The sequence below is a fragment of the Bradyrhizobium sp. CB82 genome, from assembly GCF_029714405.1.
Taxonomy (GTDB): Bacteria; Pseudomonadota; Alphaproteobacteria; order Rhizobiales; family Xanthobacteraceae; genus Bradyrhizobium.
The window spans coordinates 3442609-3466224 of record NZ_CP121650.1 but is presented as its reverse complement, the minus strand read 5'-3'; the positions used below and the strand labels follow the sequence as shown (position 1 = coordinate 3466224).

Below are 23616 nucleotides of genomic sequence, written 5' to 3'. Positions count from 1 at the left end.
CAGCCGGCCGAACACCGATGAGCGCGGGGATACTCCCTCCGCTGCGCTCAATCGGAATCATCGGCGATCCGCACGATGGCGGCAACGGGGCCGCCGCCCGGAGGCCCCTGATGCTCGGCCCCGCCGGAGACGTAGACGGCGCCGGTTCCAGCAAGCCCGCCGATCAGGCCGCCAGCGGCAGCGCGGGCATGCCGTGTCGCGCTGATATCGGTATCCTCCAGCATCGTGTGACGAAAGCCGCGGACGCTGCCGTTCGGCGAGGCCTCCGCCTTGGCGAAGATGTTGACGAGCTCGCGGCCCGCTTCCGCCGTCGATCCGCCCTTTAGCCCCACGCTTGCGAGCGCCTCGATCACGGCAGCCGCGTCGATAGCATCGCGCATGACGGCATGACCGATCTCGAACGGGCTCGCCGAAGTTACCGAGTTGCCAAGCACGATGACGACGTTGTGCATCAGTTCGATCCCAGCCGACGTCGAGGCGACGCTTGAGAACAGATCGAACCGCCGCAGCACGTCCTCGTCGCGGATCACGCCCTCGATCTCGCCGAGCGCCACCGCGACGCCAAGCGCGGAGGCGCCGCGCGAATAGGCCATCGAGCTGTAGGCGCTTGTTGTCACGGTTGTGTTGCCGCGCGCTGAGGCCGCCTCGACACGGTCGCTGGTCAGCAGCGGGCATTTGATCTGCACGAAATGCACATCCGTCGGTTCGGTGATGCCGGCATCCGCCATGGCTGATACCACCGCTTTCGCAGTTTGCTCGATCTGCGCGCTGCGACCGAGCTCCTCGGGCAAAAAATCACGGGTCTGTGCCATACCGATGCTGAGCCGCTTTCCCGCAAGGCCAGCCGGCGCCATCGCGATGCTTTGGCGCGTGAAAACGGTGATGTGCGGGCTGAGCACGCCTTCGGTGCCGCCGGACATCACGAACGCGATGCGCTGCTCGACCTGATGAGGCTCGAGCCCGACATGCGGCGCCAGCGCCATGCAGAGTGCGGCCACGGCGTACTCGCGCGTGAAGTCGTTGACGCCGCCATTACCCTCGGTCTTGCCCAGGATCGCGAGGATCGCCTGCGGATCGATCTCGCCCTGCTCGATCATCCCCAAAAGGCCCGCCACATCGCCCGGCCCTTTGGTGGCAATGCGAACGACGCCGACCGATGTTGTGCGCATGCCATTCCCCCCGCGGCGCGGAGCCGGCCGCGCAACGAGCATAACGGTCGAGGCGCGGATTTCCAGACTGCAAATTTGCCGTTCGTTTCGTCAGGCTGTCATCGAACCTTGCACACTATTGCAGCAGACGGCGCCGACGACCGCTCCACGTCGTCAAAGGCTGCTGCGCCGGCTCAGCCAGGCTGGTTGGTGGGCGTCGGCTTGGTCAATTTCCTGCGGACCGTCGTCGACCTCGGCGAGCGCGCGCTCGGCACCGTGCCGGAATGCGTCGGCGTGGCCGCCGGCTTCTTCCCAGAGCTGGTGGGCACGTACGCGAATCTGCTCGTCGGTCGGGAAGCCATCACAAGTCTCCCGGCGGTCAACCGGTGCCCGTGATCTGCCGCTCCAGGCGCTGCGCCGCGCGAAACTCATCCAGATGATGGATATTGGGCGCGAACGCCGCCTCCCTGGACAAGAGATGATAGACGCGCGCGACGGTTCGCTGCTTGCGCTTTGCCGGACCCGCCGGCAAGGCGCGCGCCTTTCGGGTGGCCACGATCGCGTGCTCACGAAAATAGTCGCAAGAATCGGACATGACGGCTCACCGGACATTGCTTTCGGTGCTAACGGCGTCGAATGGGGTCCGTTCCCCCCACCCGGCCAGACCGGATTTTCGGTCCCGACGAGTGGACAATTGCCGAAACCGCCGCGCGGGCTAGAATTGGCCGCTTGCATCGAATCCGCAGGTCATCTTACTCAAACGATCGTTATCGGTTTCGATTATCCGTATCCGGAAGCACCGACGGCTTGAGGCGTGGGGAAACATGATGGCGTCCAGCGCAGATATCTCGTCGATTTTGAACCGTATTCTCGATACGGCTGCGGACAATTTCAGGGTCGCGAAGATCCTGATGCAGATGGGCCTCGACCCCAACAACATCACCTACGATGCCCTGTTCAACCGGCTCCTGGAAATCTTCCTGGCCAACATCACGCTGGCCAATCTGTTCGCAGTCGTCGGCGCGATCTTCTTCGTCGCGACGCTTCTGATGCAGACGATGGTGCCGCTGCGGGTTGCCAACATGATCGGCTGCGCGTTGTTCGCCGTCTATGGGTTGCTGTCCGGCAACACCTCGACCTTTCTGCTCTATCTTCTCTTGGTCCCGATCAACGGCGTTCGCCTCCGCCAGATGCTCAAGCTCGTCAAGAAGGCGCGCCACGCGACGCAAGGCGACATGTCGATGGAATGGCTCAAACCCTTCATGACCGAGCGCAAATACCGCCGTGGTGACACACTCTTCAAAATACACGACCCCGCCAACGAGATGTTCCTGACGGTGACCGGCAAATTTCTGGTCAAGGAGATCAACATCGAGATCCCGCCTGGCCGCCTGATGGGGGAGCTCGGCTTCCTGACACCGAACAACCAGCGGACCGGAACGGTGGAGTGCATCGAGGACGGCCAGGTGCTGACCATCACCTATGAACGGTTGCTCGAGATCTACTTCCAGGATCCGCAATTCGGCTACTACTTTCTCGTCCTCGCCAGCCAGCGCCTGCTCGAAAACATCTCGCGCTTGCAGGAGCAGCTCAAGGCGGAACGCGCGGCGACCACGAACCGGATCGCGTAGAGCAGTCAGCCGTTCGCGCGAGGATCCAACCGACGCGTCGGGCAACCCATTTGAAATGCCGTCAAAGCGCTCGCCCCAAAAGAGCGATGGCGCTGCCCACTCTCCGTCATTGCGGCACGCTTATCCCGCCTTCGCTTCCTCCGTCAGCATCCGTACCGCGACGCGGTCGCGGCGGATGTAGTGGTGCCAGGCGGCGGCTGCGATGTGAACCACGATCAGCGCCAGCAACACGTAGGCAAAGAGGATGTGGCGATCTTCATAGGCGCGCGCTGCCTCGCGGTCGGGAGAGGTGAATTGCGGCACGTGAAACAGGCCGAAGAAGCTGGAGTAATCGGGCGCATGCGCGCCGGAATGGGCCCAGCCGAGCATCGCGACCATGATCGTGATGAGATAGAGCGCGGCGTGGCTGATGCGTGCGGCGATCTTCTGCCAGGGACGGCTGTCGTCCGGCAGCGCCGGCGTCAGGTTGCCGACACGCCAGAGCAGGCGAAGGATCGTGAGCAGCAGGACCACATAGCCGATATCGGCGTGGATCGAGCGGTAGAAGAAGCGGTCGGGCCTGGCCGGCACGTGGTTGACCCACCAGCCGAAGCCGATCATCCCGATGGTCGCCGCCGCGAGGATCCAGTGAAACCCGCGGGAGATACTGCCCCAGCCGGCGGGCGTGTTCCTGATCATGTCGGCTCCCCCGAATTTTGCGGATGTCCCCAAGTGCGGCGCAGCATGCCGCGATCTGATAGCGAGCGAGCGTGATCGAGGCGATTTGAATCGTTCAAAATCGTGTTCCGCCGGCTTCCGCCGCAAAAGGGCCCCAAAAACCGATTGGTAACCATCGCAGGGCTAGGGTAACCAAGTGGCAGAGTCCCCGACGATATTGGTGTTCGATTCCGGCCTTGGCGGGCTTACCGTGCTGCGCGAGGTCGTCGCGGCGCGTCCCGACGCACATTACGTCTACGTCGCCGACGACGCCTTCTTTCCCTACGGCCATCACAGCGAGGACGAGATCATCGCCCGCGTGGTGCCTCTGATGGGCGAGCTGATCGATACGCACGATCCCGATCTCGTCGTCATCGCCTGCAACACCGCCTCCACGCTGGTGCTGTCGCATTTGCGCGAGGCCTATTCCGTGCGCTTCGTTGGCACGGTGCCGGCGATCAAGCCGGCCTGCGCGCAATCGAAGACGCGGCGCGTCTCTGTGCTCGGCACCAAGGGCACCGTGAAGCGCGAATACACGCGCGCCTTGATCCGTGATTTCGCACAAGGCTGCGAGGTGACGTTGGTCGGCTCGCCCGAACTCGCCTCGCTCGCGGAGGCTGCGCTCGGCGGCAATGCAGTCAGCGACGGCGATATCCTGGCCGAGTTGAAACCCTGCTTCGTCGGCAATGCCGGCGACGCGACCGCGCGCACCGACACGATCGTGCTCGCCTGCACGCACTATCCGCTGCTGCTCGACCGGCTGACCAAGCTTGCGCCTTGGCCGGTGGACTGGATCGACCCGGCACCCGCGATCGCGCGCCGCGTCTCGGACCTGCTCGGCCCGCGCTCCGCGCAGATTGCGCCGACTGGTGCGGAAATGATCTTTACGTCCCGCCGTGCGCATGGGCTCGGCCCTGCGCTGACGCCATTCTTCGGCGGGCGCGTCCCGGCCTGACTTTTCGCTTCGCTGGCACACTGCTACGTTGCGTCGCCCCTATCCCCGCAGGTTCTGGCCATGTCAGCCACACCAACGCCGCTCAACCGTCTCCGCCAGCTCTGGCGCGAAGGCCGTCCCGCCTTCGGGGCGATCGCAACCATTCCGAGCGTGCAGACGGTGCAGATCATGGCGCGCTCGCTCGACTGGATCATCGTCGATCTCGAGCACGGGCCGATCGGCCTCACCGAAGCGCATGCGATGATATCAGCCACCACCGGCACGCCATGCACGCCCCTGGTGCGGATCGCTGCCAACGAGCCCTGGCTTGCGAAGGCCCCGATGGACATCGGCGCCTTCGGCATCAACTTCCCGATGATCACGAGCCGCGAGGAAGCCGAGAAGGCGGTGCGCAGCGTGCGCTATCCGCCGCGCGGCGATCGTCTCTGGGGTCCCTTCCATGCGCCGTTCCGCTGGGGCCAGTCGATGCCCGACTACATGGCTTCAGCCGACGACGAGATGCTCTGCATGATCACCATCGAGCATGTCGAGGCGGTCAACCGTATCGACGAGATCATGGCAACGCCCGGCATCGACATCGCGGTGATCGGTCCTGGCGATCTTGCCACCTCCATCAACAAGCGCGGCCAAATGGACGACCCAGAGCTGTCGGACCTCGTCGCCCGGGCCGAAGCCGGCATCCTTAGGAGCGGCGTGCCGATCGGCGGGGTGGCGCGCACCGCCGATCAGGCCAACCGCCTGATCGACCGCGGTTACCGCGCCATCGCTCTCGGCTTCGACTGGTCGCTGTTCCAGCGCGGCATCATGGCAGCGTTCGAGGGGATCAGGCGATAGATTGCCCTTTCGAGCGGTTCTCAAGCTCGGTTGCAGGTTACATCAAATTAACCATTTAAAGCATTGAAGAGACATTATTTTACCGAAATTCTTGAACCTTCTTCTGAACCTGAGAAAACCGTGATTCATGAACCCGCTGGCTCCAACCGGACTGGTTCGTGCTAGATCAGTGCGGCGGGCGAACGAGTGACTCGCCACACCTATTCGAGCCCGCGGAAACCCGAGGACGATGCGCGGTACACCCAGAAAAATCTCGCTGCTGCGGCGCATGGTCTTCGACCTCATGCACGCCTCGATGGGCGTTCCCTTCGTCTCGCTGTCGCGGCCGCTTCAGATTCGCCCCCTGCTCGAGGCCCGCGCCGGCGCAAAGCTGCCGGCTGGCTGGGCCGCAATCTTCGTCAAGGCCTTCGCGCTCGTCGCCCGGGACGAGCCGATCCTGCGCACCCTCTATGCCAAATGGCCGTGGCCGACCTTCTATGAGCTGCCCAAAAGCGTGGCGATGGTGGCGATCGCCCGCGTCGTGGACGGCGAGGAATGTGTGGTAGCGCAAAGGATTGCCGGCCCGGACGCCCTGCCATTGGCCGAGATCGACGCCATGATCCGGCACGCCAAGGAGGCTCCGCTGCAGGACGTGCCGATGGTTCGCAAGATGATGCTGGCGATGCGCCTGCCACTGCCGCTGCGCCGGCTGGCGTGGCTGGTCGGCCTCAATTTCGGCCGTCAGCGCGCCAGCTTTTTCGGTAGCTATTCGGTCACCTCGGTTGCAGCCTATGGCGGGGGAGAACTCCACGCCATCACGCCAGGACCGTTCATCCTGAGCTATGGGGTAGTCGAGCCGGACCAGACCATCAATGTCGTCCTTCGCTGGGACCACCGGATTACCGATGCCGCCCCGATCGCCCGGGTCCTGACCCGGCTGGAACAGGGCCTGAACACTGAAATCGCTGCCGAATTGCGCGGCAGCCGGCAGGCTGCCGAGCCCAAGCCGATCCGGGCTGTGGCGACGTAAAAGATTGACAGGACGGCCCGATTTCCCCTAAAAGCCGCCTGCTCGCGGGCCGGTTTCGGCCCGCGAAGCGTTTCGCGACCCGTGGTCTTGTCCCTTGAAGCTTTGGGGATGGGACCTGTCGGTGCCGGGGTTTCCCGGTCACACAGGAGGGCGCGTTTCCTCAAACCAACCTAACTCTATCAAGAGGACGCGATGACTAAGCGCAGTGAGGCGAAGTACAAGATCGATCGCCGTATGGGCCAGAACATCTGGGGCCGCCCGAAGAGCCCCGTGAACCGCCGCGAATACGGCCCCGGCCAGCACGGCCAGCGCCGCAAGGGCAAGCTCTCCGACTTCGGCGTGCAGCTGCGCGCCAAGCAGAAGCTCAAGGGCTATTACGCAAACATTTCCGAGCGTCAGTTCCACGGTATCTATGTCGAGGCGAGCCGCCTCAAGGGTGACACCGGCGAGAACCTGATCGGCCTCCTGGAGCGTCGTCTCGACGCGGTCGTGTACCGCGCCAAGTTCGTCTCCACGATCTTCGCCGCCCGTCAGTTCATCAACCACGGCCACGTCAAAGTGAACGGCCGCAAGGTCAACATCTCGAGCTATCAGCTCAAGGTCGGCGACGTGATCGAGGTCAAGGAAGCCTCCAAGCAGCTCGCCCACGTCCTCGAAGCGAGCCAGCTCGCCGAGCGTGACGTGCCCGACTATCTTGAAGTCGACCATGGTAAGATGACCGCGAAATACGCGCGCATCCCCGGCCTCTCCGACGTGCCGTTCCCGGTGCAGATGGAGCCGCACCTGGTCGTCGAGTACTATTCGCGCTGATAACGACCTTCGAAAGGCCCCGGCAAAACCGGGGCCTTTTTGCTTAAGAGACCCGACAAGGGCCGTCCCAATCCAAGAGGCGCCGCATGCTCTACACCCCTCCTCCGACCGATCCCAACGCACCACCCGTCCGCATCAACCTGCTCTCGGATACGCAGACGCGGCCAACGCCCGCAATGCGTGAGGCGATGGCGCGCGCCGAGGTCGGCGACGAGCAGGTCGGCGACGACCCGACCACGAATGCGCTCTGCGAGCGCGTTGCGGACCTGCTCGGCAAGGAAGCCGCGGTGTTCATGCCCTCGGGCACGATGTGCAACGTCACTGCGACGCTGGTGCACTGCCGTCCCGGCGACGAGATCCTCGCGCATGAGACCGCGCACATTATCGCGCGCGAAGGCGGCGCACATGCCGCGCTCGGCGGCTTCCAGATCACGCAGCTCCAGGGGCCCGACGGACAGTTCACGCCGGAGACCCTCCGCAAGGCGCTCCATCCGCGCACGCGCTATCAGCCGCCGCAGAAGGTGGTCAGCGTCGAGCAGACCGCCAATATCGGCGGCGGCACGATCTGGAAGAAGGCGGCGCTCGACGAGATCGTCGCGATCGCGAAGCAGAATGGGCTGGCCACCCACATGGACGGCGCGCGCCTGCTCAACGCGACCGTCGCCACCGGCATCGCGGCGCGCGACATGATGGCCGGCTGGGATTCGGCCTGGATCGACTTCTCGAAAGGCCTGGGCGCACCGATCGGCGGCGCGCTCGCCGGCTCGCGCGAGTTCATCGACGCGGTCTGGCAGTGGAAGCAGCGCCTCGGCGGCTCGATGCGGCAATCCGGCGTCTGCGCGGCCGCCTGCATCTATGCGCTCGACCACCATGTCGATCGACTTGCGGATGACCACGCCAATGCGCGTGCGCTGGCGCGCGGGTTGTCGCAGATCGCGGGCATCGAGGTGCAGGAGCCCGAGACCAACCTCGTGTTCTTCAAGCCCGACGGCGCCGGCGTCTCCGGCGACAAGATGGTCGCCGCCTTGCGCCAGCGCGGTGTGATGCTCGCGATGATGGACGGACGCATCCGCGCCTGCACGCATCTCGACGTAACGGCTGCGATGATCGAGGAAGCGGTCGGCCATGTGCGCGAGATCGTGCGCGGGGCGTGATCAGAGTATGATCCGGAAAAGTGTGCAGCGGTTTTCCCTCGCGACAAACGCGGAACGCGTTTGCGCGGAGATCATGCTCAAACAATAGGCTAATGCGCGATGACGATCCTTGCCAATCGCATCGCGCTTTAGCGGCCCATCGCCTCGTAGACCAGTCGCTTCAATTCAGTCTGGATCGGCCCACGCCGCGACGGCGACTGCATCATGCAGATGACGAACATGTCGTCGGCGGGATCGATGAAGAAGAACGTGCCGCCGACGCCGTCCCAGCGATATTCGCCGATGGGCAGCGGCGCTGTCGCTCTGGTCTGTACGGCGAAGCCCAGGCCAAAACCACTCTGGGTGCCCGGAAAGTCGAAATCGCTATCCCTCGCGATCCCGGTCCCCGGCCCGATGTGATCCGACGCCATCAGCGCCACCGTCTCGCGCTTGAGATAGCGTCGGCCGTCGAGCTCGCCGCCATTGAGCAGCATCTGCGCAAAGCGCGCATAGTCGCCGATGGTGCCGACCATGCCAGCACCACCGGATTCCCAGCGCCGCGCAACGGTCGAGTCGCCGATGCCGGCGATGGGACGGTCGAACCAATCGTTGGGCAGAGGTTCGGCGATCAGCGGACGCTTGGCATCATCAGCAACGAAGAACGCCGTGTCGCGCATGCTCAAGGGACCGAGCAGCCGCTCTTTCTCGAATCCATAGAGCGACTGCCCCGACACGACCTCGATCACTCTCCCTAACACGTCTATCGAGTGGCCATAGTCCCATAGCGTCGCCGGCTGTTCAGCCAACGGCAGGCGCGCCAGCCGTTCGACGAATTCCGCGTTGTCGGGATCGCCTTCGAACAGCCCCCCGTTCGCATAGAGCTTGCGGACGGGGCTGTCGCCGTAGAAGCCATAGGTGATCCCGGAGGTGTGGCGCAAGAGATCGAGGATCGTGATCGGCCGCGCCAGCCGTTCGAGTGCCAGCTTGCCATCGGGCTGTGCAACGCCGACATTCACGTCGGCGAAGGCCGGAATGAATTTCGAAAGAGCGTCGTCGAGGGCAAGCTTGCCGTCGTCGACCAGCATCATCGCCGCGACCGAGGTGACCGGCTTCGACATCGAATAGAAACGGAAGATGGTTTCGTCCGTCATCGGCTGCGCCGTCTTGACGTTGCGCAGGCCAAATTTCTCGTACAGCACGGGCTTGCCGTGCTGCTGGATCAGCAGGATCGCGCCGGGAATTTTGCCGGCCGTAACCTCGCCACGGAGATAGTCGGAGACGGGCGCAAGCTTCTGCGGATCGAGTTCACGGCCCGCAAGCAGGTCCTCTGCCGTTGCAACCGCGGCGAATGCCAGGAGCCCAGCACAGACAAGCAGCCAACGTAGGAGGGCCAACCGTCCTTCGGCGGAAAGACGGCCCAGCCTCATCGTCAATCGCCGGCGCTGTGCGCCAACAGCGCCTCACGATGCAAGACAGCACTTCTCTCGGAGAAGCAGCAGAAGATGACCTGAGTGACCGAAGGGGTCGTAGCCAGAGCTTCGATCGTGGTCGCGACCGCAATCTGCGCGGCGCGGTCCGCCGGGAAACGGTAGATTCCGGTCGAAATCGCCGGGAATGCCACGGAAACGAGCCCGTGCTTGCGGCAGAGCTCCATTGAACGGCGATAGCAGGAGGCGAGCAGATCGTCTTCGCCTTGGGCGCCGCCATTCCACACCGGTCCGACGGTGTGGATCACATGCGCCGCCCTCAGCCGGTAGCCTCGCGTGATCTTGGCATCACCCGTCTTGCAGCCGTGGAGCATGCGGCACTCGGCGACGAGATCCGGGCCGGCGGCCCGGTGGATCGCACCATCGACTCCGCCCCCACCGAGGAGCGACGTGTTGGCGGCGTTGACGATGGCGTCAACGCCGAGCGTCGTGATATCAGCGACAATGATCTCGAGCTGCGCACCACCGATCCGGCGCGTCAGCATCGCCAAGGATCAGGCCGCCGCGTTGACCGCAACGCCCTTGTCCGCGAAGAGCTGCTGCAGCTCGCCCGCCTGGAACATCTCGCGCACGATGTCGCAGCCGCCGACGAACTCGCCCTTCACGTAGAGCTGCGGAATGGTCGGCCAGTTCGAATAGACCTTGATGCCGTTGCGCAGCTCGGCGGACTCCAGAACGTTCAGGCCCTTATAGCCGACCCCGAGATGGTCGAGGATCTGCACGACCTGGCCGGAGAAACCGCACTGCGGAAATTGCGGCGTGCCCTTCATGAACAGAACCACGTCGTTCGACTTCACTTCGCTGTCGATGAATTCCTCGATGCTCATATCCATGTCCTTCCGGGGCGGAGCCCTCGTCGCTTCGGGCCGGCTCAGCCATCTAACCCGATACCTGCCCTATATGTAGCGCAAACTATTGGACATCCAAAGTAAAATGGCGGCGACGAAGCCCTGCCATGCACCCGGCTTGCCAGTTCAGGGCCGGCGGGGCCATAGCCTGATGGCTCTAATATCATCACCGAGGAGGACTTTTATCCCGTAAAGGAGGCCCTATCTAGGACGAACCTGTCTCTTGGAACCGAGCTACGTCTGCAACGTTCTCTTGTCCACCTGGAGAAGACCGTGACGAAACAAGCCTCCGCGACGGCCAGCCCGCTCACACCTTTCTCCGAATCCGGCAGCTTGGCTGAAGCGCTGGTGGATGCCTTTGTGGCGGTCCGCCGCGAGACCGAGCGGCGCGCAGGCCCGCTCAGCGCAGAAGACCAGCAGATCCAGTCCATGCCGGATGCGAGCCCCACGAAATGGCACCGCGCTCATACGACCTGGTTCTTCGAACAGTTTCTGCTCGGCGAACACTGTCCGGGCTATGAGCCCTTCCATCCCGACTTCGCATTTCTGTTCAATTCCTATTACGTGACTGCCGGTCCACGGCACGCCCGGCATCGCCGCGGCGACATCACACGGCCGAGCGCCGATCAGGTCACCGCCTATCGGACCTACGTCGATGCCGCCGTCGTGAGATTCTTCCGCGAGGCGGACGAGGCCAAGCTTCGCGCCATCGGCCCGCTGGTCGAAGTCGGCCTCAATCATGAGCAGCAGCACCAGGAGCTGATGTTCACGGATATCCTGCACGCCTTTGCGCAGAATCCGGTCTTGCCTGCTTACGACCCCGACTGGCGCTTCCCGACCTCAAACAAGACTGGCGCGCAGTGGCTGCCCCTGAACGAAGGCATTCACAGTATCGGCCACGCCGACGACAGCTTTCATTTCGACAATGAGAAGCCGGCGCATCGCGCGCTCGTAGGGCCCGTGAGGATCGCGCGCAATCTCGTCACCAATGCCGAATGGCTCGCCTTCATGAGCGACGGCGGTTACCGAGCCGCGCCGCTCTGGCTGATGGACGGCTTTGCCGCGGTCAGCAACGAGGGCTGGCAGGCGCCGGGGCACTGGCGCGAGATCGATGGCAGCTGGCAAATGATGACGCTCGCCGGCCTCAAGCCGGTCGATCCCAACGCGCCGGTCTGCCACGTCAGCTATTACGAGGCGGATGCGTTCGCGCGCTGGGCCGGAAAACACCTGCCGACCGAGATGGAATGGGAGGTCGCGGCCCGCGCCGGTCAGCTCAACGATGCCTTCGGCATCGTCTGGCAATGGACCCGCAGCTCATATTCGCCCTATCCCGGTTACCGCGCAGCGGAAGGCGCGCTTGGCGAGTACAACGGCAAGTTCATGGTCAATCAGCTGGTGCTGCGCGGCTCTTCGCTTGCAACTCCGGACGGGCACAGCCGTACCACCTATCGCAACTTCTTCTACCCGCACCACCGTTGGCAATTCACGGGATTACGCCTCGCCGACTACGACTAGAGCATGATCCGGACCCGAAGGGCCGCGTTAGCGCAAAGTGTGCGGCGGTTTTCCGAAAAGATCATGCTCAACAATAATCTAAAGCGCGATCCCATCGCGCTTTAGCGTTCTCATCCGACGACAACCGCGCGCCGGAATGCGCGTTCAGGAGAGTATCATGAATGTGCACGCCAGCGCTTTGGCCGAAGCCCATCTTCCTGACGAACAGACCACCGCCTTTGCCCGCGACGTCATCGAGGATCTGTCGCAGCAGCCGAAAAAACTGTCGCCGAAGTATTTCTACGACGCGACGGGATCAGAGCTGTTCGAGGCGATCACACGTCTGCCGGAATATTATCCGACGCGCACCGAGCTCTCGATCCTGCGCGAGCGCGGCAGCGATATCGCGAAAATCATCCCGGACCATGCGGCGCTGGTCGAGTTCGGCGCCGGCGCAACCACGAAGGTCCGCCTGCTCCTGAAGCATTGCAGGTTGGCCGCCTACGTGCCCGTCGACATCTCAGGAGATTTCCTTCAGGGGCAGGCAAACGGCTTGCGGCGGGATTTCCCCTCGCTCGGCATCCATCCGGTCGCCGCAGACTTCACTGCGCCGTTTGAACTGCCGTCCGCAGTCGCCTCGCCGCCGAAGGTCGGCTTCTTCCCGGGCTCGACCATCGGCAATTTCGAGCCGCACGAAGCCCAGGCGTTCCTGAAGAGCGCGCGGGAGATTCTGGGCCAGGGCGCGCTGATGATCATCGGTGCCGATCTCGAAAAGGACGAGCGCGTGCTCTACGACGCCTATAACGACGCGGCCGGTGTGACTGCGCGCTTCAATCTCAACGTGCTGGTGCGCATCAACCGCGAGCTCGGCGGCAATTTCGATCTCTCCGCCTTCACCCATCGCGCGATCTACAATCGCGAGCAGCACCGCATCGAGATGCACCTGATCAGCAGGAAGAGCCAGACCGTGCGCATGCTGGGAACGAGCTTCTCGTTCCGGCCGGGCGAGAGCATTCATACCGAAAACAGCTACAAATACAGCCTGGAGCGGTTTGCAGCGCTGGCGCGCGGCGCCGGCTGGCGGGTACGGGAGAGCTGGACCGATGCGGCGCGGATGTTCTCCGTGCATGCGCTGGTCACGGCGGAGTAAGCCTCTCCATCGTGTCGCCAGACAGACCGGCTCAGGAAGTCGTCAGCCATCGGTCAATATCCCGCGCCGACCACTGGTGGTGTGGATGTTGTCGATCCGCCAGCAACCATCCTCCCGCACGAAGTTGCAGGTCACGACCGCCGGCGGCCCCGCGGTTCAATGCCCCTCCGCCCCTTCAAGCTTCGTGCGCAACGACACCGACTCCCACACTGCCACCACGATCAGGATCGCCGTCGTCGCGATCGAGAGCCAGAGCGGCGATAGCTCGCCGCCGAGCCAGCCCAGCGCCAGAAGCAGCAGGATGCCGACGCCGTGCGAGAGCTGGAGGAAGCCGCGGATCGCATGCTTGAACAGGATGGTGCCGACCAAGAACACCAGCGGGCCGCCGACCGTGCTCAACACCGTCCTGAGATCGGGATGTCCGGTCGGATGCTTCAGCACCAGCTCATCGGACACGGCGGTCAGGATGATGCCGGCAATGATCGGCATATGCAGGTAGGTGTAGGCGAGCCGCGCCAGCCGGCCGGACTCGGCGGATTTCGAGATCAACTCGGAGCCTGCCTCGGCGCCCTTGTGGAAATAGATCCACCACATCGCGATGCTGCCGAGGAGCGCGGCCAGGAAGGCAAAGATGTTCTCGCCGGTCCAGCTCAACTCTGCAAAGGTCGCGCCGTTGACGACGACGGCCTCGCCGAGCGCGATGATGATGAAGCCTGCGCAGCGCTCGGCCATATGGCCGCCCTCGACGGCCCAGGCCTCCATGGAGGAGAATCCCAGCTTCGGGACCCAGAAGCGCGCAGCCGGAGAGATGTATTCGAACACCACTGCCGCGATCCAGAACCACAACCGCGTCTCGCCCTCCGCAAGGCCGCCTGCGATCCACAGTACGGCCGAGACCGAGAGCCAGGCCAGGATGCGAATCGCATTGTGCCGCACCAGGATCCGGTGCGGCGGGGTTGCGAACAGCCAGAACGCGGTACGCCCGACCTGCATGGCTGCATAGGCGATCGCAAACCACAGCCCACGCCCCTCGAACGCCGTCGGGATCGAGGTCGACAGCACGAGGCCGCCCAGCATCATCAGGAAGAGCAGGACGCGGACCGGCGTCAGCTCGGGGTTCAGCCAATTGGTGACCCAGGCGGTGTAGACCCAGACCCACCATACCGCGAGGAACAGCAGCGTGACCTGCACCGCGCCGAGCGGTGTGAAACGGCCGAGCAGCGTGTGCGAAATCTGCGTGACGGCGTAGACGAAGACGAGATCGAAGAACAGCTCGACATAGGTCACGCGGCTCGGCTGGTCCGGCACGATGACACGAAACATCGCGCCGCGTGGATTGTCCGCAGCCATCGTTGACCCCGCCGTCAAAAAGTTCAGCTTGCCCGTCAGCTTCCCGGCACGCCGGTCTGCAGCGCCAGCGCATGCAATACGCCGCCCATCTGGCCGCGCAGCGACTGATAGACGATCTGGTGCTGCTGGACGCGGGACTTGCCGCGGAAGGATTCCGAGATCACGGTCGCGGCATAATGGTCGCCGTCACCGGCGAGGTCGCGGATCGTCACCTCGGCATCGGGGATCGCTGCCTTGATCATCGCCTCGATATCGTGGGCGTCCATTGGCATTCTGCTCTCGCTCCTGTCTTCGCAATTCAGGCCTTCGAATCACTTGCCGGGGTCCCCGGGACCGGCAGGCCCAAACTTAGCGTGAACGGCCTTCTAGGTCACGCTTCCAGCGACTATATTCGCCCCTCGAGCGGGATAAAGGCACGACAAAGGCCGCGCGCGGCCAATCGACCAAAAAGGCGTGAAATCATGAAGCTTCCGGGCCCCGACCACCCCATCACCATCACTCACAATCCGAGGCGCGTCCGCGTGACGGCGGGCGACGTCGTGATCGCAGACACCACGAAGGCGCTGACGCTGAAGGAGGCCCGGTATCCGGCCGTGCAATATGTGCCGCGGGAGGATGCCAACATGGCCTTGCTCGAGCGGACCGACCGCGTCACCCATTGTCCCTACAAGGGGGACGCCAACTATTTCAGCGTCACAGCCGACGGCAAGACGCTGGACAACGCGATCTGGACTTACGAGACGCCGTTCCCCGCCATGACGGAGATCTCCGGCCATCTCGCCTTCTATCCGGACAAGGTGAAGATCGAGGAAGTCGGATAGCCGCCGTAGGGTATAGTGCCGCTACGCCCTGAATATCGTGAGCCCCAGGATCAGGAGCACCAGGAAGATCACGACGAAGACGTAGAACAGGAAGCGCGCGACGTCGGCAGAGGCGGCCGAAAGGCCGGTAAAGCCGAGCACGCCGGCCACGATCGAGATCAACAGGAAGATCAGCGCCCATTTCAGGATGGTCATCGCCTGCTCCGCGAGCTCCGCGCCGCCAACGCCGGCGGGCAGTTGAAGATTTCGTGAACTCTAACGTGCAGGGGACAGACCGGTTCCTCCACCGCTGGTGCGGCGCGAGACGGCCGTGGCCGACCGAAACAGACCTTGCTGAATACTCGTCCCGGCGGCAACATCCGGGACAGTGAGAACGCCACCGGGGGGTGAATATGACAACCATCTCAGATACGGCGATTGGTGCGGATGTCCGCCCGGCCTCCAAAAGCAAAGCGCGAAACCTATCCCTCGATCGTGCCCGGACGTTCCTGACCCTTGTGGTGCTGCTGCACCATGCGGTCATCCCCTATACCTATTTCGGTCACACCGATCCGACCGAGTGGATCGGGTTCGACCTGATCGTGCTCGCCAATGACTCCTTCTTCATGGCGATGTTCTTCTTCCTGTCGGGACTGTTCGTATGGCCCGGCCTCGGCCACAAGGCGCCGCTGACCTTCATCCGCGACCGCCTGCTGCGCCTCGGCCTGCCGTTTGCGATCTGCGCGCTGACGCTGATCCCGCTCGCCTACTACGCGCTGGCATTACAGGGAGGCTCTGATCTCACCTTCTCGGCGTTCTGGTGGAAGACGGTAACAGTCGGGCCATGGCCGAGCGGCCCGATCTGGTTCGTGTGGGTGCTGCTCGCCTTCGACGTCACGGCGTGCCTGCTGTACCGTGTCTCGTCGACACTGGTGTTTCCGATCAACCGGGTCTCACAATTGGGCTTCAAGGAGCCGTGGCGGTTCTGGCTGCTGCTCTGGATCGTCACCGAGATCGCCTACATCCCGATGCTGGTCCACTACGGCGTCAATCACTGGTTCGAGTTCGGTCCGTTCTCGGTGCAGGCGAGCCGCGTGCTGCTCTATGCGTCCTACTTCTTTATCGGCGCCGGTGTCGGCTGTGCCAGCATGGCCACCGGTGTGCTGGGCCCGGACGGCCAGTTACCGAAGAGCCGATGGAACTGGCTGTTTGTCACACTGCTCCCCTACGCGGGCATGTGGTGCATGATCTTCGTCAAGCGCGAGATCCTGGGCAATCCGCCTCATCTGCCGTCGTGGTATCATGCAATCTACGGCTCATTCTTCGTGCTGTTCTCGGCCGCAATCCTGCTGACGATCCTCGCCTTCTTCCTGCACTCGAAAGCTCCGGGACCGACGTTGCTCGACCGCATGCAGGGCGAAGCCTACGGCATGTTCCTGGTACACTATCCGATCGTGCTGTGGATCCAGTATTATCTGTTCGACGTCAGCGTGCCGGCGATCGTCAAGGCGACGATTGCGTTCGTGCTCACGGTGATTTTGAGCTGGGCCGCCACCGCGGCGCTCCGAAAGATTCCCGGCGCGACGCGGGTGTTGTAGCGCCAATATCGATCAGATCGTCCTTTGCGAGGAGCCACCCGGTCCCGCCTTTGGCGGGCCGGATGACAGGCTCCGACGACGCAATCCAGACCGTCTCCGCGGACAGATTCTGGATTGCCCCGCTTCGATCGCAATGACAGAAAATGAGGCGGCGACTTACGCCACCTTCGCGCCCATGTACTCCGGCAGCCAGCGCTCGAACGCCGTTCGCAACGTCTCGATCCCGACCGGCGCCTCGCCGGCAATCGAGATCGCATCCCCGCCCGTGGTGCCGATGCGAACGCAAGGTACCTCGCAGCCGCGCATCTTCGCCAGCACAAGGCCGGCCTGCGTTTCGGGAACGGTCACGACGTAACGCGCCTGGTCCTCGCCAAACCAATAGGCGTGCGGCACGAGCGCGGCCGGCGCAGCCAACAGGCGCGCGCCGATGCCGCTGGCCATCGCCATCTCGGCCAGTGCGACCAGAAGACCGCCGTCGGAGAGGTCATGTGCCGCGGTCGCGGTACCCGCATGGATCATGCCGCGCACGACATCGCCGTTGCGCTTCTCGGCGGCGAGATCGACCGGCGGGGGCGCGCCCTCCTCGCGACCACAGATGTCGCGCAAGTAGACCGACTGGCCGAGCCAGCCATGGGTCTCGCCGATCAAGAGGATCGCCTCGCCTTCGTCCTTGAAGGCGAGCGAAGCGGACTTGGTGAAATCGTCGAGCACGCCAACGCCGCCGATCGAGGGCGTCGGCAGGATCGCCCGGCCATTGGTCTCGTTGTAGAGCGAGACGTTGCCGGATACGACCGGGAAGTCGAGCGTGCGGCAGGCTTCCGAAATGCCCTTCAGGCAGCCGACGAACTGGCCCATGATCTCGGGCCGCTCCGGATTGCCGAAGTTGAGATTGTCGGTGATCGCGAGCGGCTTGCCGCCGACCGCGGTAATGTTACGCCAGGCTTCGGCCACCGCCTGCTTGCCGCCTTCGAACGGATCAGCCTCGCAATAGCGCGGCGTCACATCCACCGTCATTGCGAGCCCCTTCGGCCCGTCCTCGACCCGCACGACGGCGGCATCACCGCCGGGGCGTTGCACCGTGTTGCCGAGGATGACGTGGTCGTACTGCTCCCAGACCCAGCGCTTGCTGCACAGCTCGGGCGTGCCGATCAGCTTCTCGAGCGCAGCACCAAGGCCCACCGGCGCCGACACCTCGCGCGCATGCACGACCGGCAGCGCAACGGACGGAACATGCGGCCGGTCGTAGACCGGTGCCTCATCGCCGAGCTCCTTGATCGGCAGGTCGGCCATGACGTCGCCGCCATGCTTGACCACGAAGCGCTTCGTCGGCGTGGTGTAGCCGACCACGGCGAAATCCAGCCCCCACTTGCTGAAGATCGCCTCGGCCTCTTTCTCCTTCTCGGGCTTGAGCACCATGAGCATGCGCTCCTGGCTCTCGGAGAGCATCATCTCGTAGGCGCTCATGCCGGTCTCGCGCGTCGGCACCGCGTCGAGGTCGAGATCGACGCCGAGGTCGCCCTTGGCGCCCATCTCGACCGCCGAGCAGGTCAGGCCCGCCGCGCCCATGTCCTGGATCGCGATGACGCAGCCCTTCTCCATGATCTCGAGGCAGGCCTCGAGCAGCAGCTTCTCGGCGAAGGGATCGCCGACCTGCACGGTGGGACGCTTCTCCTCGGACTTGTCGTCGAATTCGGCCGACGCCATCGAGGCGCCGTGAATGCCGTCACGCCCCGTCTTGGAGCCGAGATAGACGATCGGCATGTTCACGCCGGAGGCGGCCGCATAGAAGATCTTGTCGGCATCGGCGAGGCCGACCGCCATGGCGTTGACGAGGATGTTGCCGTCATAGCGGGTGTGGAAGCGCACCTGGCCGCCGACCGTCGGCACCCCGAAGGAATTGCCGTAGCCGCCAACGCCGGCCACCACGCCGGAGACGAGGTGCCGCGTCCTGGGATGCTCGGGCGCTCCAAAGCTCAACGCATTCAGACAGGCGATCGGCCGCGCGCCCATGGTGAAGACGTCGCGCAAGATGCCGCCGACGCCGGTGGTCGCCCCCTGATAGGGCTCGATGTAGCTCGGGTGGTTGTGGCTCTCCATCTTGAAGACCACGGCCTGGCCGTCGCCGATATCGATCACGCCGGCGTTCTCGCCAGGACCCTGGATCACCCAGGGTGCTTTCGTGGGCAGACCGCGCAGATGGATACGCGAGGATTTGTATGAGCAGTGCTCGTTCCACATCGCCGAGAAGATGCCGAGCTCGGTGAAGGTCGGCTCCCGCCCGATCAGCTTCAGGATGCGCTCATACTCATCTGGCTTGAGCCCGTGGGCGGCGACGAGTTCGGGAGTGATCTTCGGTTCGTTCTTGAGCATGGATTCGGCGCTTTCGGCGGGGTCTGGCCGTTCTTAGGAACATCCACGGCCTGGGAAAAGCCCTTTAAGGTGCATTTTCCCACTGTCCATAGTTTTGCAGAAGAGGCCCGCGGGAACGGGGAATTGCACGGCGCGGACGGATCGGATTTAAGGGCAAAAACCTCGCATTTGAAGGCCCCATTCCTTGCACGAGCTGACCAAAACGACGTCTCCCCACCGCCCGGACCTGCATGTCGCGACCGAGGGGGAATTCAAGGGCTGGCAGACCTGGATTCGCGACAGCTTTGAGAACCATATCGGCCCCTTCTGGCACCGTTTCGAGGAGGACGGCCGCGTCCGCTGCGCCTTCCGGGTCGAGAAAAAGCACCTCAACGGGTCCCAGAACGTCCATGGCGGGTGCTTCATGGCGTTCGCCGATTACTGCCTGTTCGCGATCGGCCGCCATGCGCTGGACGGCCGGGGCGTGACCGTCAATTTTGGCTGCGAATTCCTCGATGCCGGGCACGAGGGCGAGCTGATCGAATGCAGCGGCGAGGTCACCCGCGCCGGCGGCTCGCTGATCTTCCTGCGCGGGGAGATGATGGCAGGCGGGCGCAGGCTGTTCACCTTCTCCGGCACGATCAAGCGGGTGAAGCGGAAATCGCCATCGCCGACCGGCGCCTAGCCCGGGAGCCGCACCGCCGCGCCGAGGGCAAACTAGCGCGCCCCGCTCAGGTCGAGAGCTGCTTTTCGGCGATCGAGAGCCACTCGGCCTGCGCATCGCGCAGATATTTCGGTGCGCGCCGCATCTGGATCAGAAGCTCGTTGAAGACCACCCGCGCGTCCGCGGTGCGGCCGACCATTTGCAAGAGCCTGCCGTAGCGCACCCGCGCCTCGGCGCCGGGGAAGTAGCCCGACACGGCATGATATTCCTCGAGCGCCTCGTCGAGGCGTCCGACCTCGGCGACCGCGCGAGCGTACAGCAGATGCGCTTCGGCCGAGTCGGACTCCGGCCACTGCTGCTGGAGATCGTCGAGGTGGCCAGCGCATCGGCCGGACGATTGCCGGGAAATTCCGCCTGCGCCTTGCCGAGCGCATAAACCGGGTCGTGGCCTATCGGCAGCTTCAGGATCAAAGCGCAACGCGCCGCGCGATCTTCGCGCGTATCGAACAACCTTCCGTCAGTCGCGATGTCGCGTGATGAGGTTCACGCCGCGTGGTCGAGATGTGCGACGAGGCCGGCGAACAGGCCGCGCCCATCGGTGCAGCCCATGATGTCTTCGACGTGATTTTCCGGATGCGGCATCATGCCGAGCACGTTGCCCCTGTCGTTGACGATGCCGGCGATGGAATGTGCCGCGCCGTTGATGTTGTAGGCCTCGTCGACGAGGCCTTCGGGCGAGCTGTAGCGATAGAGCACCCGTCCCTCGCCTTCGAGGCGCTTGATGGTTTCTTCATCCGCCTCGTAATTGCCCTCGCCGTGGGCAACCGGCACGCGGATCACCTGGCCGGCATTGTAGCCGCGGGTGAACGGCGTATCGGAGCGCTCGACGCGCAGATGCACGTCGTGGCAGATGAATTTCAGCCGCGCATTGCGCATCAAGACGCCCGGCAGGAGCCCGGTTTCGCAGAGGATCTGGAAGCCATTGCAGACGCCGAGCACGAGGCCGCCGTTCGCCGCATAGTCGCGCACCGCATCCATCACCGGCGCCCGCGCCGCAATCGCGCCACAACGTAAGTAATCGCCATAGGAGAAGCCGCCGGGCACCACGACGAGATCGGTTCCTGGTGGAAGCGAGGTCTCGGCGTGCCAGACCATCGCCGGCTCCTGTCCCGAGATCAGCTTCAGCGCACGCGCCATGTCGCGCTCGCGGTTGATTCCGGGAAAGACGAGAATCGCGGCTTTCATGCTTCAAGTTCCGGCGCGGAATGGAATCGGGGCTGGCGCAGCGCGCCAAATCGTGAGGAGACATAACCATTTGACGCGGATTTTACCAGTGCTAGCCTCGCCGGACCGCGTTGTGCACAGGCCATGGCCCACGATTTGGCCGAACGATTTTGCCCGGGATTGAAGCCATGAACGTCCCGTCGTCCCCCACCTCCCCAGCCGAACTGGTCTCCACTGAGGGTATCGTTGCGGCCGGCGCCTATGTCGACGGCCGGCGCGTCGCCAACATCGCGATCGGTGAGGCCTCGAGCTGGCGGGCAAAGCCCGGCCACGTCGTCTGGATCGGGCTGCACGAGCCGGACATGGCGCTGCTCAGCGCCGTGCAGAAGCAATTCGATCTGCACGAGCTCGCGATCGAGGACGCCAACCACGCCCATCAGCGGCCGAAAATCGAGCAATATGGCGAGGCCCTGTTCATCGTGGCGCGCACCGCGCAACTGATCGAGGGCCGGATCGCCTTTGGGGAGACCCACATCTTCGTCGGCGACGGTTACCTCGTCACGGTCCGTCATGGCGCCTCGACATCCTATACGGCGGTGCGTGAGCGCTGCGAGAGCTGCCCGCGGGCGCTGGCCCGCGGCGAGGACTACATCCTCTATGCCATCCTCGATTTCATCGTCGACAACTACTCCCCGGTGCTCGAGAGCATTCACGAGGAGGTCGAGGGGATCGAGGACTACGTGCTGTCGAATGTGATCACCAAGGCGCAGATCGAGCGGCTGTACATGCTGCGCCGCGACCTCCTGCGGCTGCGCAACGCCATCGGCCCGCTGGTCGAGGTCTGCCGGCGGCTGGAGCATGACGAGCTGTCGATGGTCCGCCCGACCATGCAGCCGCTGTTCCGCGACGTCACCGACCACGTCAGGAACATCCAGGAGCGCATCGATTCCATGCGCGAGGTGCTGGCATTCGCGTTCGAGGCGAGCCTGCTGGTCGGGCAGGCGCAGGAGACCGCGGTCTCCAAGAAGCTCGCCTCGTGGCTCGCGATCCTCGCTGTCCCAACAGCGGTCGCCGGCATCTACGGGATGAACTTCAAATACATCCCGGAGCTGCAGCTGGAATACGGCTACTTCATCGTGATGGGACTGATGGCGCTCGCCTGCCTCGGATTGTACTGGCGCTTCCGCCGCGTCGGATGGCTGTGACGCCTGCGCAAGCTGCGCCGATGCTAAACGATCTCGACGCGATAATTCTCGATCACGGTATTGGCGAGCAGCTTGTCGGCGGCTTCCTTCAGTACTGCCTCGGCCTTGGCCTTGTCCGCGCCGGCGAGCTCGATGTCGAACACCTTGCCCTGACGGACGCTGGCGACGCCGTCGACGCCGAGCGATTTCAGCGCGCCTTCGATGGCCTTGCCCTGCGGATCCAGAATGCCCGTCTTCAGGGTAACGGTGACACGTGCCTTCACGTCGATAGTCCCTCTTAGCTCTTCACCAGCACCGGGCCCGAGCCCGCCGGACGCTCGTTCTCCATGAGGATGCCGAGCCGCTTTGCAACTTCCGTATAGGCCTCGAGCAGGCCGCCGAGGTCCCTGCGGAAGCGGTCCTTGTCGAGCTTCTCGTTCGACTTGATGTCCCAGAGCCGGCAGGAATCCGGCGAGATCTCGTCGGCGACGATGATGCGCATCATCTCGTTCTCGAACAGGCGGCCGCATTCCATCTTGAAGTCGACGAGGCGGATGCCGATGCCGAGGAAGAGACCGGTGAGGAAATCGTTGACGCGAATGGCGAGCGCCATGATGTCGTCGATCTCCTGCGGCGTCGCCCAGCCGAAGGCGGTGATGTGCTCTTCGGACACCATGGGGTCGTTGAGCTGGTCGTTCTTGTAGTAGAATTCGATGATCGAGCGGGGAAGCTGCGTGCCCTCCTCGATGCCGAGCCGCTGCGACAGCGAACCGGCGGCAACGTTCCTCACCACCACCTCCAGCGGCACGATCTCGACCTCGCGGATCAACTGCTCGCGCATGTTGAGGCGGCGGATGAAATGGGTCGGCACCCCGATGTCGTTGAGGTGCTGAAACAGGTACTCCGAGATCCGGTTGTTGAGGACGCCCTTGCCCTCGATCACCTGGTGCTTCTTCGCATTGAACGCAGTGGCGTCGTCCTTGAAGTGCTGGATCAGAGTGCCGGGCTCGGGACCTTCGTAAAGAACCTTTGCCTTGCCTTCATAAATGCGACGCCGACGGCTCATGGGGATGTACCGTGTTTTGTTAAAATCCATGAATTTGGTGTGCTCCGGTTGACAAGGATTAGGACCCACAGCGGAGCTGCCGTGAACGGCCTGGAACCCATAGAAACAGAACAGGAACCAAACCTTTAGGCAACCTATCCGATTGGCTGTCCCAGCACAATCGATCCGGCTCTTCCGGCACCAACT

28 protein-coding genes are annotated in these 23616 nt (G+C 63.8%); 13 read left to right on the top strand and 15 right to left on the bottom strand.

All coding sequences use genetic code 11. From position 1 onward, the window contains the following. Positions 1-47 precede the first annotated feature (47 nt). The 3 genes from QA640_RS16560 to QA640_RS16550 form a co-directional block, all read right to left on the bottom strand. Entirely contained in the window at positions 48-1169 is a 1122-nt protein-coding gene (locus QA640_RS16560; protein WP_283041662.1) for a ring-opening amidohydrolase, read from the bottom strand. A 153-nt stretch (positions 1170-1322) separates the two neighbouring features. Then, on the bottom strand, positions 1323-1580 hold the full coding sequence (locus QA640_RS16555) for a DUF2934 domain-containing protein (protein ID WP_283041661.1): 258 nt from the start codon (positions 1578-1580) through the stop codon (positions 1323-1325). Continuing rightward, complete coding sequence (locus QA640_RS16550) at positions 1528-1743, bottom strand: hypothetical protein (RefSeq protein WP_283041660.1); 216 nt, start codon at positions 1741-1743, stop codon at positions 1528-1530. Before QA640_RS16550 ends, QA640_RS16555 begins: the two co-directional genes overlap by 53 nt. 229 nt (positions 1744-1972) lie before the next feature. Between QA640_RS16550 and QA640_RS16545 the strand changes: the two genes are divergently transcribed. Then, positions 1973-2779, top strand: coding sequence for a cyclic nucleotide-binding domain-containing protein (locus QA640_RS16545; protein WP_349253725.1), 807 nt, complete (start codon positions 1973-1975; stop codon positions 2777-2779). A 120-nt stretch (positions 2780-2899) separates the two neighbouring features. Here the strand turns inward: QA640_RS16545 and QA640_RS16540 are convergent, their stop codons facing one another. Beyond that, positions 2900-3457 (bottom strand): cytochrome b, encoded by a 558-nt coding sequence (locus QA640_RS16540; protein WP_283041658.1) that lies wholly within the window; start codon positions 3455-3457, stop codon positions 2900-2902. Between the two features lie 175 nt (positions 3458-3632). Between QA640_RS16540 and murI the strand changes: the two genes are divergently transcribed. From murI to QA640_RS16515, 5 genes are all read left to right on the top strand, one after another. Then, entirely contained in the window at positions 3633-4430 is a 798-nt protein-coding gene (murI, locus tag QA640_RS16535; protein ID WP_283041657.1) for a glutamate racemase, read from the top strand. Between the two features lie 60 nt (positions 4431-4490). Further along, entirely contained in the window at positions 4491-5264 is a 774-nt protein-coding gene (locus tag QA640_RS16530; RefSeq protein WP_283041656.1) for an aldolase/citrate lyase family protein, read from the top strand. A 229-nt stretch (positions 5265-5493) separates the two neighbouring features. Then, positions 5494-6273, top strand: coding sequence for an acyltransferase (locus tag QA640_RS16525; RefSeq protein ID WP_283041655.1), 780 nt, complete (start codon positions 5494-5496; stop codon positions 6271-6273). A gap of 192 nt (positions 6274-6465) precedes the next feature. Continuing rightward, a complete protein-coding gene (gene rpsD / locus QA640_RS16520; RefSeq protein WP_283041654.1) occupies positions 6466-7083 on the top strand; it encodes a 30S ribosomal protein S4 in 618 nt (205 codons plus the stop codon). A gap of 86 nt (positions 7084-7169) precedes the next feature. Next, positions 7170-8237, top strand: a complete 1068-nt coding sequence (locus QA640_RS16515; RefSeq protein ID WP_283041653.1) for a threonine aldolase family protein — start codon at positions 7170-7172, stop codon at positions 8235-8237. Positions 8238-8365: 128 nt separating this feature from the next. On the opposite strand, the gene QA640_RS16510 is transcribed toward QA640_RS16515, so the two are convergent. Genes QA640_RS16510 through grxD form a run of 3 tightly spaced genes read right to left on the bottom strand, consistent with a single transcriptional unit; the run spans position 8366 to position 10530 of the window. Continuing rightward, on the bottom strand, positions 8366-9643 hold the full coding sequence (locus QA640_RS16510; protein WP_283041652.1) for a serine hydrolase domain-containing protein: 1278 nt from the start codon (positions 9641-9643) through the stop codon (positions 8366-8368). A gap of 2 nt (positions 9644-9645) precedes the next feature. After that, positions 9646-10194 (bottom strand): O-acetyl-ADP-ribose deacetylase, encoded by a 549-nt coding sequence (locus QA640_RS16505; RefSeq protein WP_283041651.1) that lies wholly within the window; start codon positions 10192-10194, stop codon positions 9646-9648. A gap of 3 nt (positions 10195-10197) precedes the next feature. After that, positions 10198-10530, bottom strand: a complete 333-nt coding sequence (grxD, locus tag QA640_RS16500) for a Grx4 family monothiol glutaredoxin (protein ID WP_027525374.1) — start codon at positions 10528-10530, stop codon at positions 10198-10200. Positions 10531-10824: 294 nt separating this feature from the next. Between grxD and egtB the strand changes: the two genes are divergently transcribed. Together egtB and egtD are read left to right on the top strand one after the other, a co-directional pair. After that, positions 10825-12066: an ergothioneine biosynthesis protein EgtB gene (egtB, locus tag QA640_RS16495; protein WP_283041650.1), complete on the top strand. Its 1242-nt coding sequence runs from the start codon at positions 10825-10827 to the stop codon at positions 12064-12066. Positions 12067-12223: 157 nt separating this feature from the next. Next, entirely contained in the window at positions 12224-13195 is a 972-nt protein-coding gene (gene egtD, locus QA640_RS16490) for an L-histidine N(alpha)-methyltransferase (protein WP_283041649.1), read from the top strand. A 156-nt stretch (positions 13196-13351) separates the two neighbouring features. Here egtD and QA640_RS16485 read toward each other — a convergent pair whose 3' ends face one another. Together QA640_RS16485 and QA640_RS16480 are read right to left on the bottom strand one after the other, a co-directional pair. Continuing rightward, entirely contained in the window at positions 13352-14545 is a 1194-nt protein-coding gene (locus tag QA640_RS16485; RefSeq protein WP_283041648.1) for a low temperature requirement protein A, read from the bottom strand. 35 nt (positions 14546-14580) lie between these two features. Beyond that, complete coding sequence (locus QA640_RS16480; protein ID WP_027525381.1) at positions 14581-14817, bottom strand: BolA family transcriptional regulator; 237 nt, start codon at positions 14815-14817, stop codon at positions 14581-14583. Positions 14818-15006: 189 nt separating this feature from the next. Between QA640_RS16480 and QA640_RS16475 the strand changes: the two genes are divergently transcribed. Continuing rightward, positions 15007-15366 carry a DUF427 domain-containing protein gene (locus QA640_RS16475; RefSeq protein ID WP_283041647.1) on the top strand — a complete coding sequence of 120 codons (360 nt, stop codon included), beginning with the start codon at positions 15007-15009 and terminating at the stop codon, positions 15364-15366. A 21-nt stretch (positions 15367-15387) separates the two neighbouring features. Here the strand turns inward: QA640_RS16475 and QA640_RS16470 are convergent, their stop codons facing one another. Continuing rightward, positions 15388-15561 (bottom strand): DUF1328 domain-containing protein, encoded by a 174-nt coding sequence (locus QA640_RS16470; protein WP_211388242.1) that lies wholly within the window; start codon positions 15559-15561, stop codon positions 15388-15390. A 197-nt stretch (positions 15562-15758) separates the two neighbouring features. Between QA640_RS16470 and QA640_RS16465 the strand changes: the two genes are divergently transcribed. Next, complete coding sequence (locus QA640_RS16465; protein ID WP_283041646.1) at positions 15759-16943, top strand: acyltransferase; 1185 nt, start codon at positions 15759-15761, stop codon at positions 16941-16943. Positions 16944-17099: 156 nt separating this feature from the next. Here the strand turns inward: QA640_RS16465 and purL are convergent, their stop codons facing one another. Further along, positions 17100-19313 (bottom strand): phosphoribosylformylglycinamidine synthase subunit PurL, encoded by a 2214-nt coding sequence (gene purL / locus QA640_RS16460; protein ID WP_283041645.1) that lies wholly within the window; start codon positions 19311-19313, stop codon positions 17100-17102. A 184-nt stretch (positions 19314-19497) separates the two neighbouring features. On the opposite strand from purL, the gene QA640_RS16455 reads away from it, so the two are divergent. Next, positions 19498-19977 (top strand): PaaI family thioesterase, encoded by a 480-nt coding sequence (locus QA640_RS16455; RefSeq protein WP_283041644.1) that lies wholly within the window; start codon positions 19498-19500, stop codon positions 19975-19977. Positions 19978-20023: 46 nt separating this feature from the next. Here the strand turns inward: QA640_RS16455 and QA640_RS16450 are convergent, their stop codons facing one another. Beyond that, a complete protein-coding gene (locus QA640_RS16450) occupies positions 20024-20212 on the bottom strand; it encodes a hypothetical protein (RefSeq protein WP_283041643.1) in 189 nt (62 codons plus the stop codon). Between the two features lie 3 nt (positions 20213-20215). Between QA640_RS16450 and QA640_RS16445 the strand changes: the two genes are divergently transcribed. Continuing rightward, the gene (locus QA640_RS16445; protein WP_283041642.1) at positions 20216-20392 is read left to right on the top strand and encodes a hypothetical protein; all 177 of its coding nucleotides are present in this window, start codon (positions 20216-20218) and stop codon (positions 20390-20392) included. A gap of 107 nt (positions 20393-20499) precedes the next feature. Here the strand turns inward: QA640_RS16445 and purQ are convergent, their stop codons facing one another. Further along, positions 20500-21201, bottom strand: a complete 702-nt coding sequence (gene purQ, locus QA640_RS16440) for a phosphoribosylformylglycinamidine synthase subunit PurQ (RefSeq protein WP_283041641.1) — start codon at positions 21199-21201, stop codon at positions 20500-20502. Positions 21202-21368: 167 nt separating this feature from the next. On the opposite strand from purQ, the gene QA640_RS16435 reads away from it, so the two are divergent. After that, a complete protein-coding gene (locus QA640_RS16435) occupies positions 21369-22385 on the top strand; it encodes a magnesium and cobalt transport protein CorA (protein WP_283041640.1) in 1017 nt (338 codons plus the stop codon). Between the two features lie 23 nt (positions 22386-22408). Here the strand turns inward: QA640_RS16435 and purS are convergent, their stop codons facing one another. Both purS and purC read right to left on the bottom strand, forming a co-directional pair. Next, positions 22409-22648 (bottom strand): phosphoribosylformylglycinamidine synthase subunit PurS, encoded by a 240-nt coding sequence (gene purS / locus QA640_RS16430; RefSeq protein WP_027552583.1) that lies wholly within the window; start codon positions 22646-22648, stop codon positions 22409-22411. 14 nt (positions 22649-22662) lie between these two features. Continuing rightward, positions 22663-23430, bottom strand: a complete 768-nt coding sequence (gene purC, locus QA640_RS16425; protein WP_008974302.1) for a phosphoribosylaminoimidazolesuccinocarboxamide synthase — start codon at positions 23428-23430, stop codon at positions 22663-22665. Between the last annotated feature and the right edge of the window lie 186 nt (positions 23431-23616).

Coding starts and splice junctions, on each gene's coding strand:
- rpsD (WP_283041654.1), top strand. CDS start 6,466: ATGACTAAGCGCAGTGAGGCGAAGTACAAGATCGATCGCCGTATGGGC.
- QA640_RS16530 (WP_283041656.1), top strand. CDS start 4,491: ATGTCAGCCACACCAACGCCGCTCAACCGTCTCCGCCAGCTCTGGCGC.
- QA640_RS16540 (WP_283041658.1), bottom strand. CDS start 3,457: ATGATCAGGAACACGCCCGCCGGCTGGGGCAGTATCTCCCGCGGGTTT.
- QA640_RS16550 (WP_283041660.1), bottom strand. CDS start 1,743: ATGTCCGATTCTTGCGACTATTTTCGTGAGCACGCGATCGTGGCCACC.
- egtD (WP_283041649.1), top strand. CDS start 12,224: ATGAATGTGCACGCCAGCGCTTTGGCCGAAGCCCATCTTCCTGACGAA.
- purC (WP_008974302.1), bottom strand. CDS start 23,430: ATGAGCCGTCGGCGTCGCATTTATGAAGGCAAGGCAAAGGTTCTTTAC.
- QA640_RS16465 (WP_283041646.1), top strand. CDS start 15,759: ATGACAACCATCTCAGATACGGCGATTGGTGCGGATGTCCGCCCGGCC.
- QA640_RS16475 (WP_283041647.1), top strand. CDS start 15,007: ATGAAGCTTCCGGGCCCCGACCACCCCATCACCATCACTCACAATCCG.
- purL (WP_283041645.1), bottom strand. CDS start 19,313: ATGCTCAAGAACGAACCGAAGATCACTCCCGAACTCGTCGCCGCCCAC.
- QA640_RS16555 (WP_283041661.1), bottom strand. CDS start 1,580: ATGAGTTTCGCGCGGCGCAGCGCCTGGAGCGGCAGATCACGGGCACCG.
- QA640_RS16485 (WP_283041648.1), bottom strand. CDS start 14,545: ATGGCTGCGGACAATCCACGCGGCGCGATGTTTCGTGTCATCGTGCCG.
- QA640_RS16525 (WP_283041655.1), top strand. CDS start 5,494: ATGCGCGGTACACCCAGAAAAATCTCGCTGCTGCGGCGCATGGTCTTC.
- QA640_RS16445 (WP_283041642.1), top strand. CDS start 20,216: ATGATATTCCTCGAGCGCCTCGTCGAGGCGTCCGACCTCGGCGACCGC.
- grxD (WP_027525374.1), bottom strand. CDS start 10,530: ATGAGCATCGAGGAATTCATCGACAGCGAAGTGAAGTCGAACGACGTG.
- QA640_RS16545 (WP_349253725.1), top strand. CDS start 1,973: ATGATGGCGTCCAGCGCAGATATCTCGTCGATTTTGAACCGTATTCTC.
- QA640_RS16515 (WP_283041653.1), top strand. CDS start 7,170: ATGCTCTACACCCCTCCTCCGACCGATCCCAACGCACCACCCGTCCGC.
- QA640_RS16470 (WP_211388242.1), bottom strand. CDS start 15,561: ATGACCATCCTGAAATGGGCGCTGATCTTCCTGTTGATCTCGATCGTG.
- QA640_RS16480 (WP_027525381.1), bottom strand. CDS start 14,817: ATGCCAATGGACGCCCACGATATCGAGGCGATGATCAAGGCAGCGATC.
- QA640_RS16560 (WP_283041662.1), bottom strand. CDS start 1,169: ATGCGCACAACATCGGTCGGCGTCGTTCGCATTGCCACCAAAGGGCCG.
- purQ (WP_283041641.1), bottom strand. CDS start 21,201: ATGAAAGCCGCGATTCTCGTCTTTCCCGGAATCAACCGCGAGCGCGAC.
- QA640_RS16435 (WP_283041640.1), top strand. CDS start 21,369: ATGAACGTCCCGTCGTCCCCCACCTCCCCAGCCGAACTGGTCTCCACT.
- QA640_RS16510 (WP_283041652.1), bottom strand. CDS start 9,643: ATGAGGCTGGGCCGTCTTTCCGCCGAAGGACGGTTGGCCCTCCTACGT.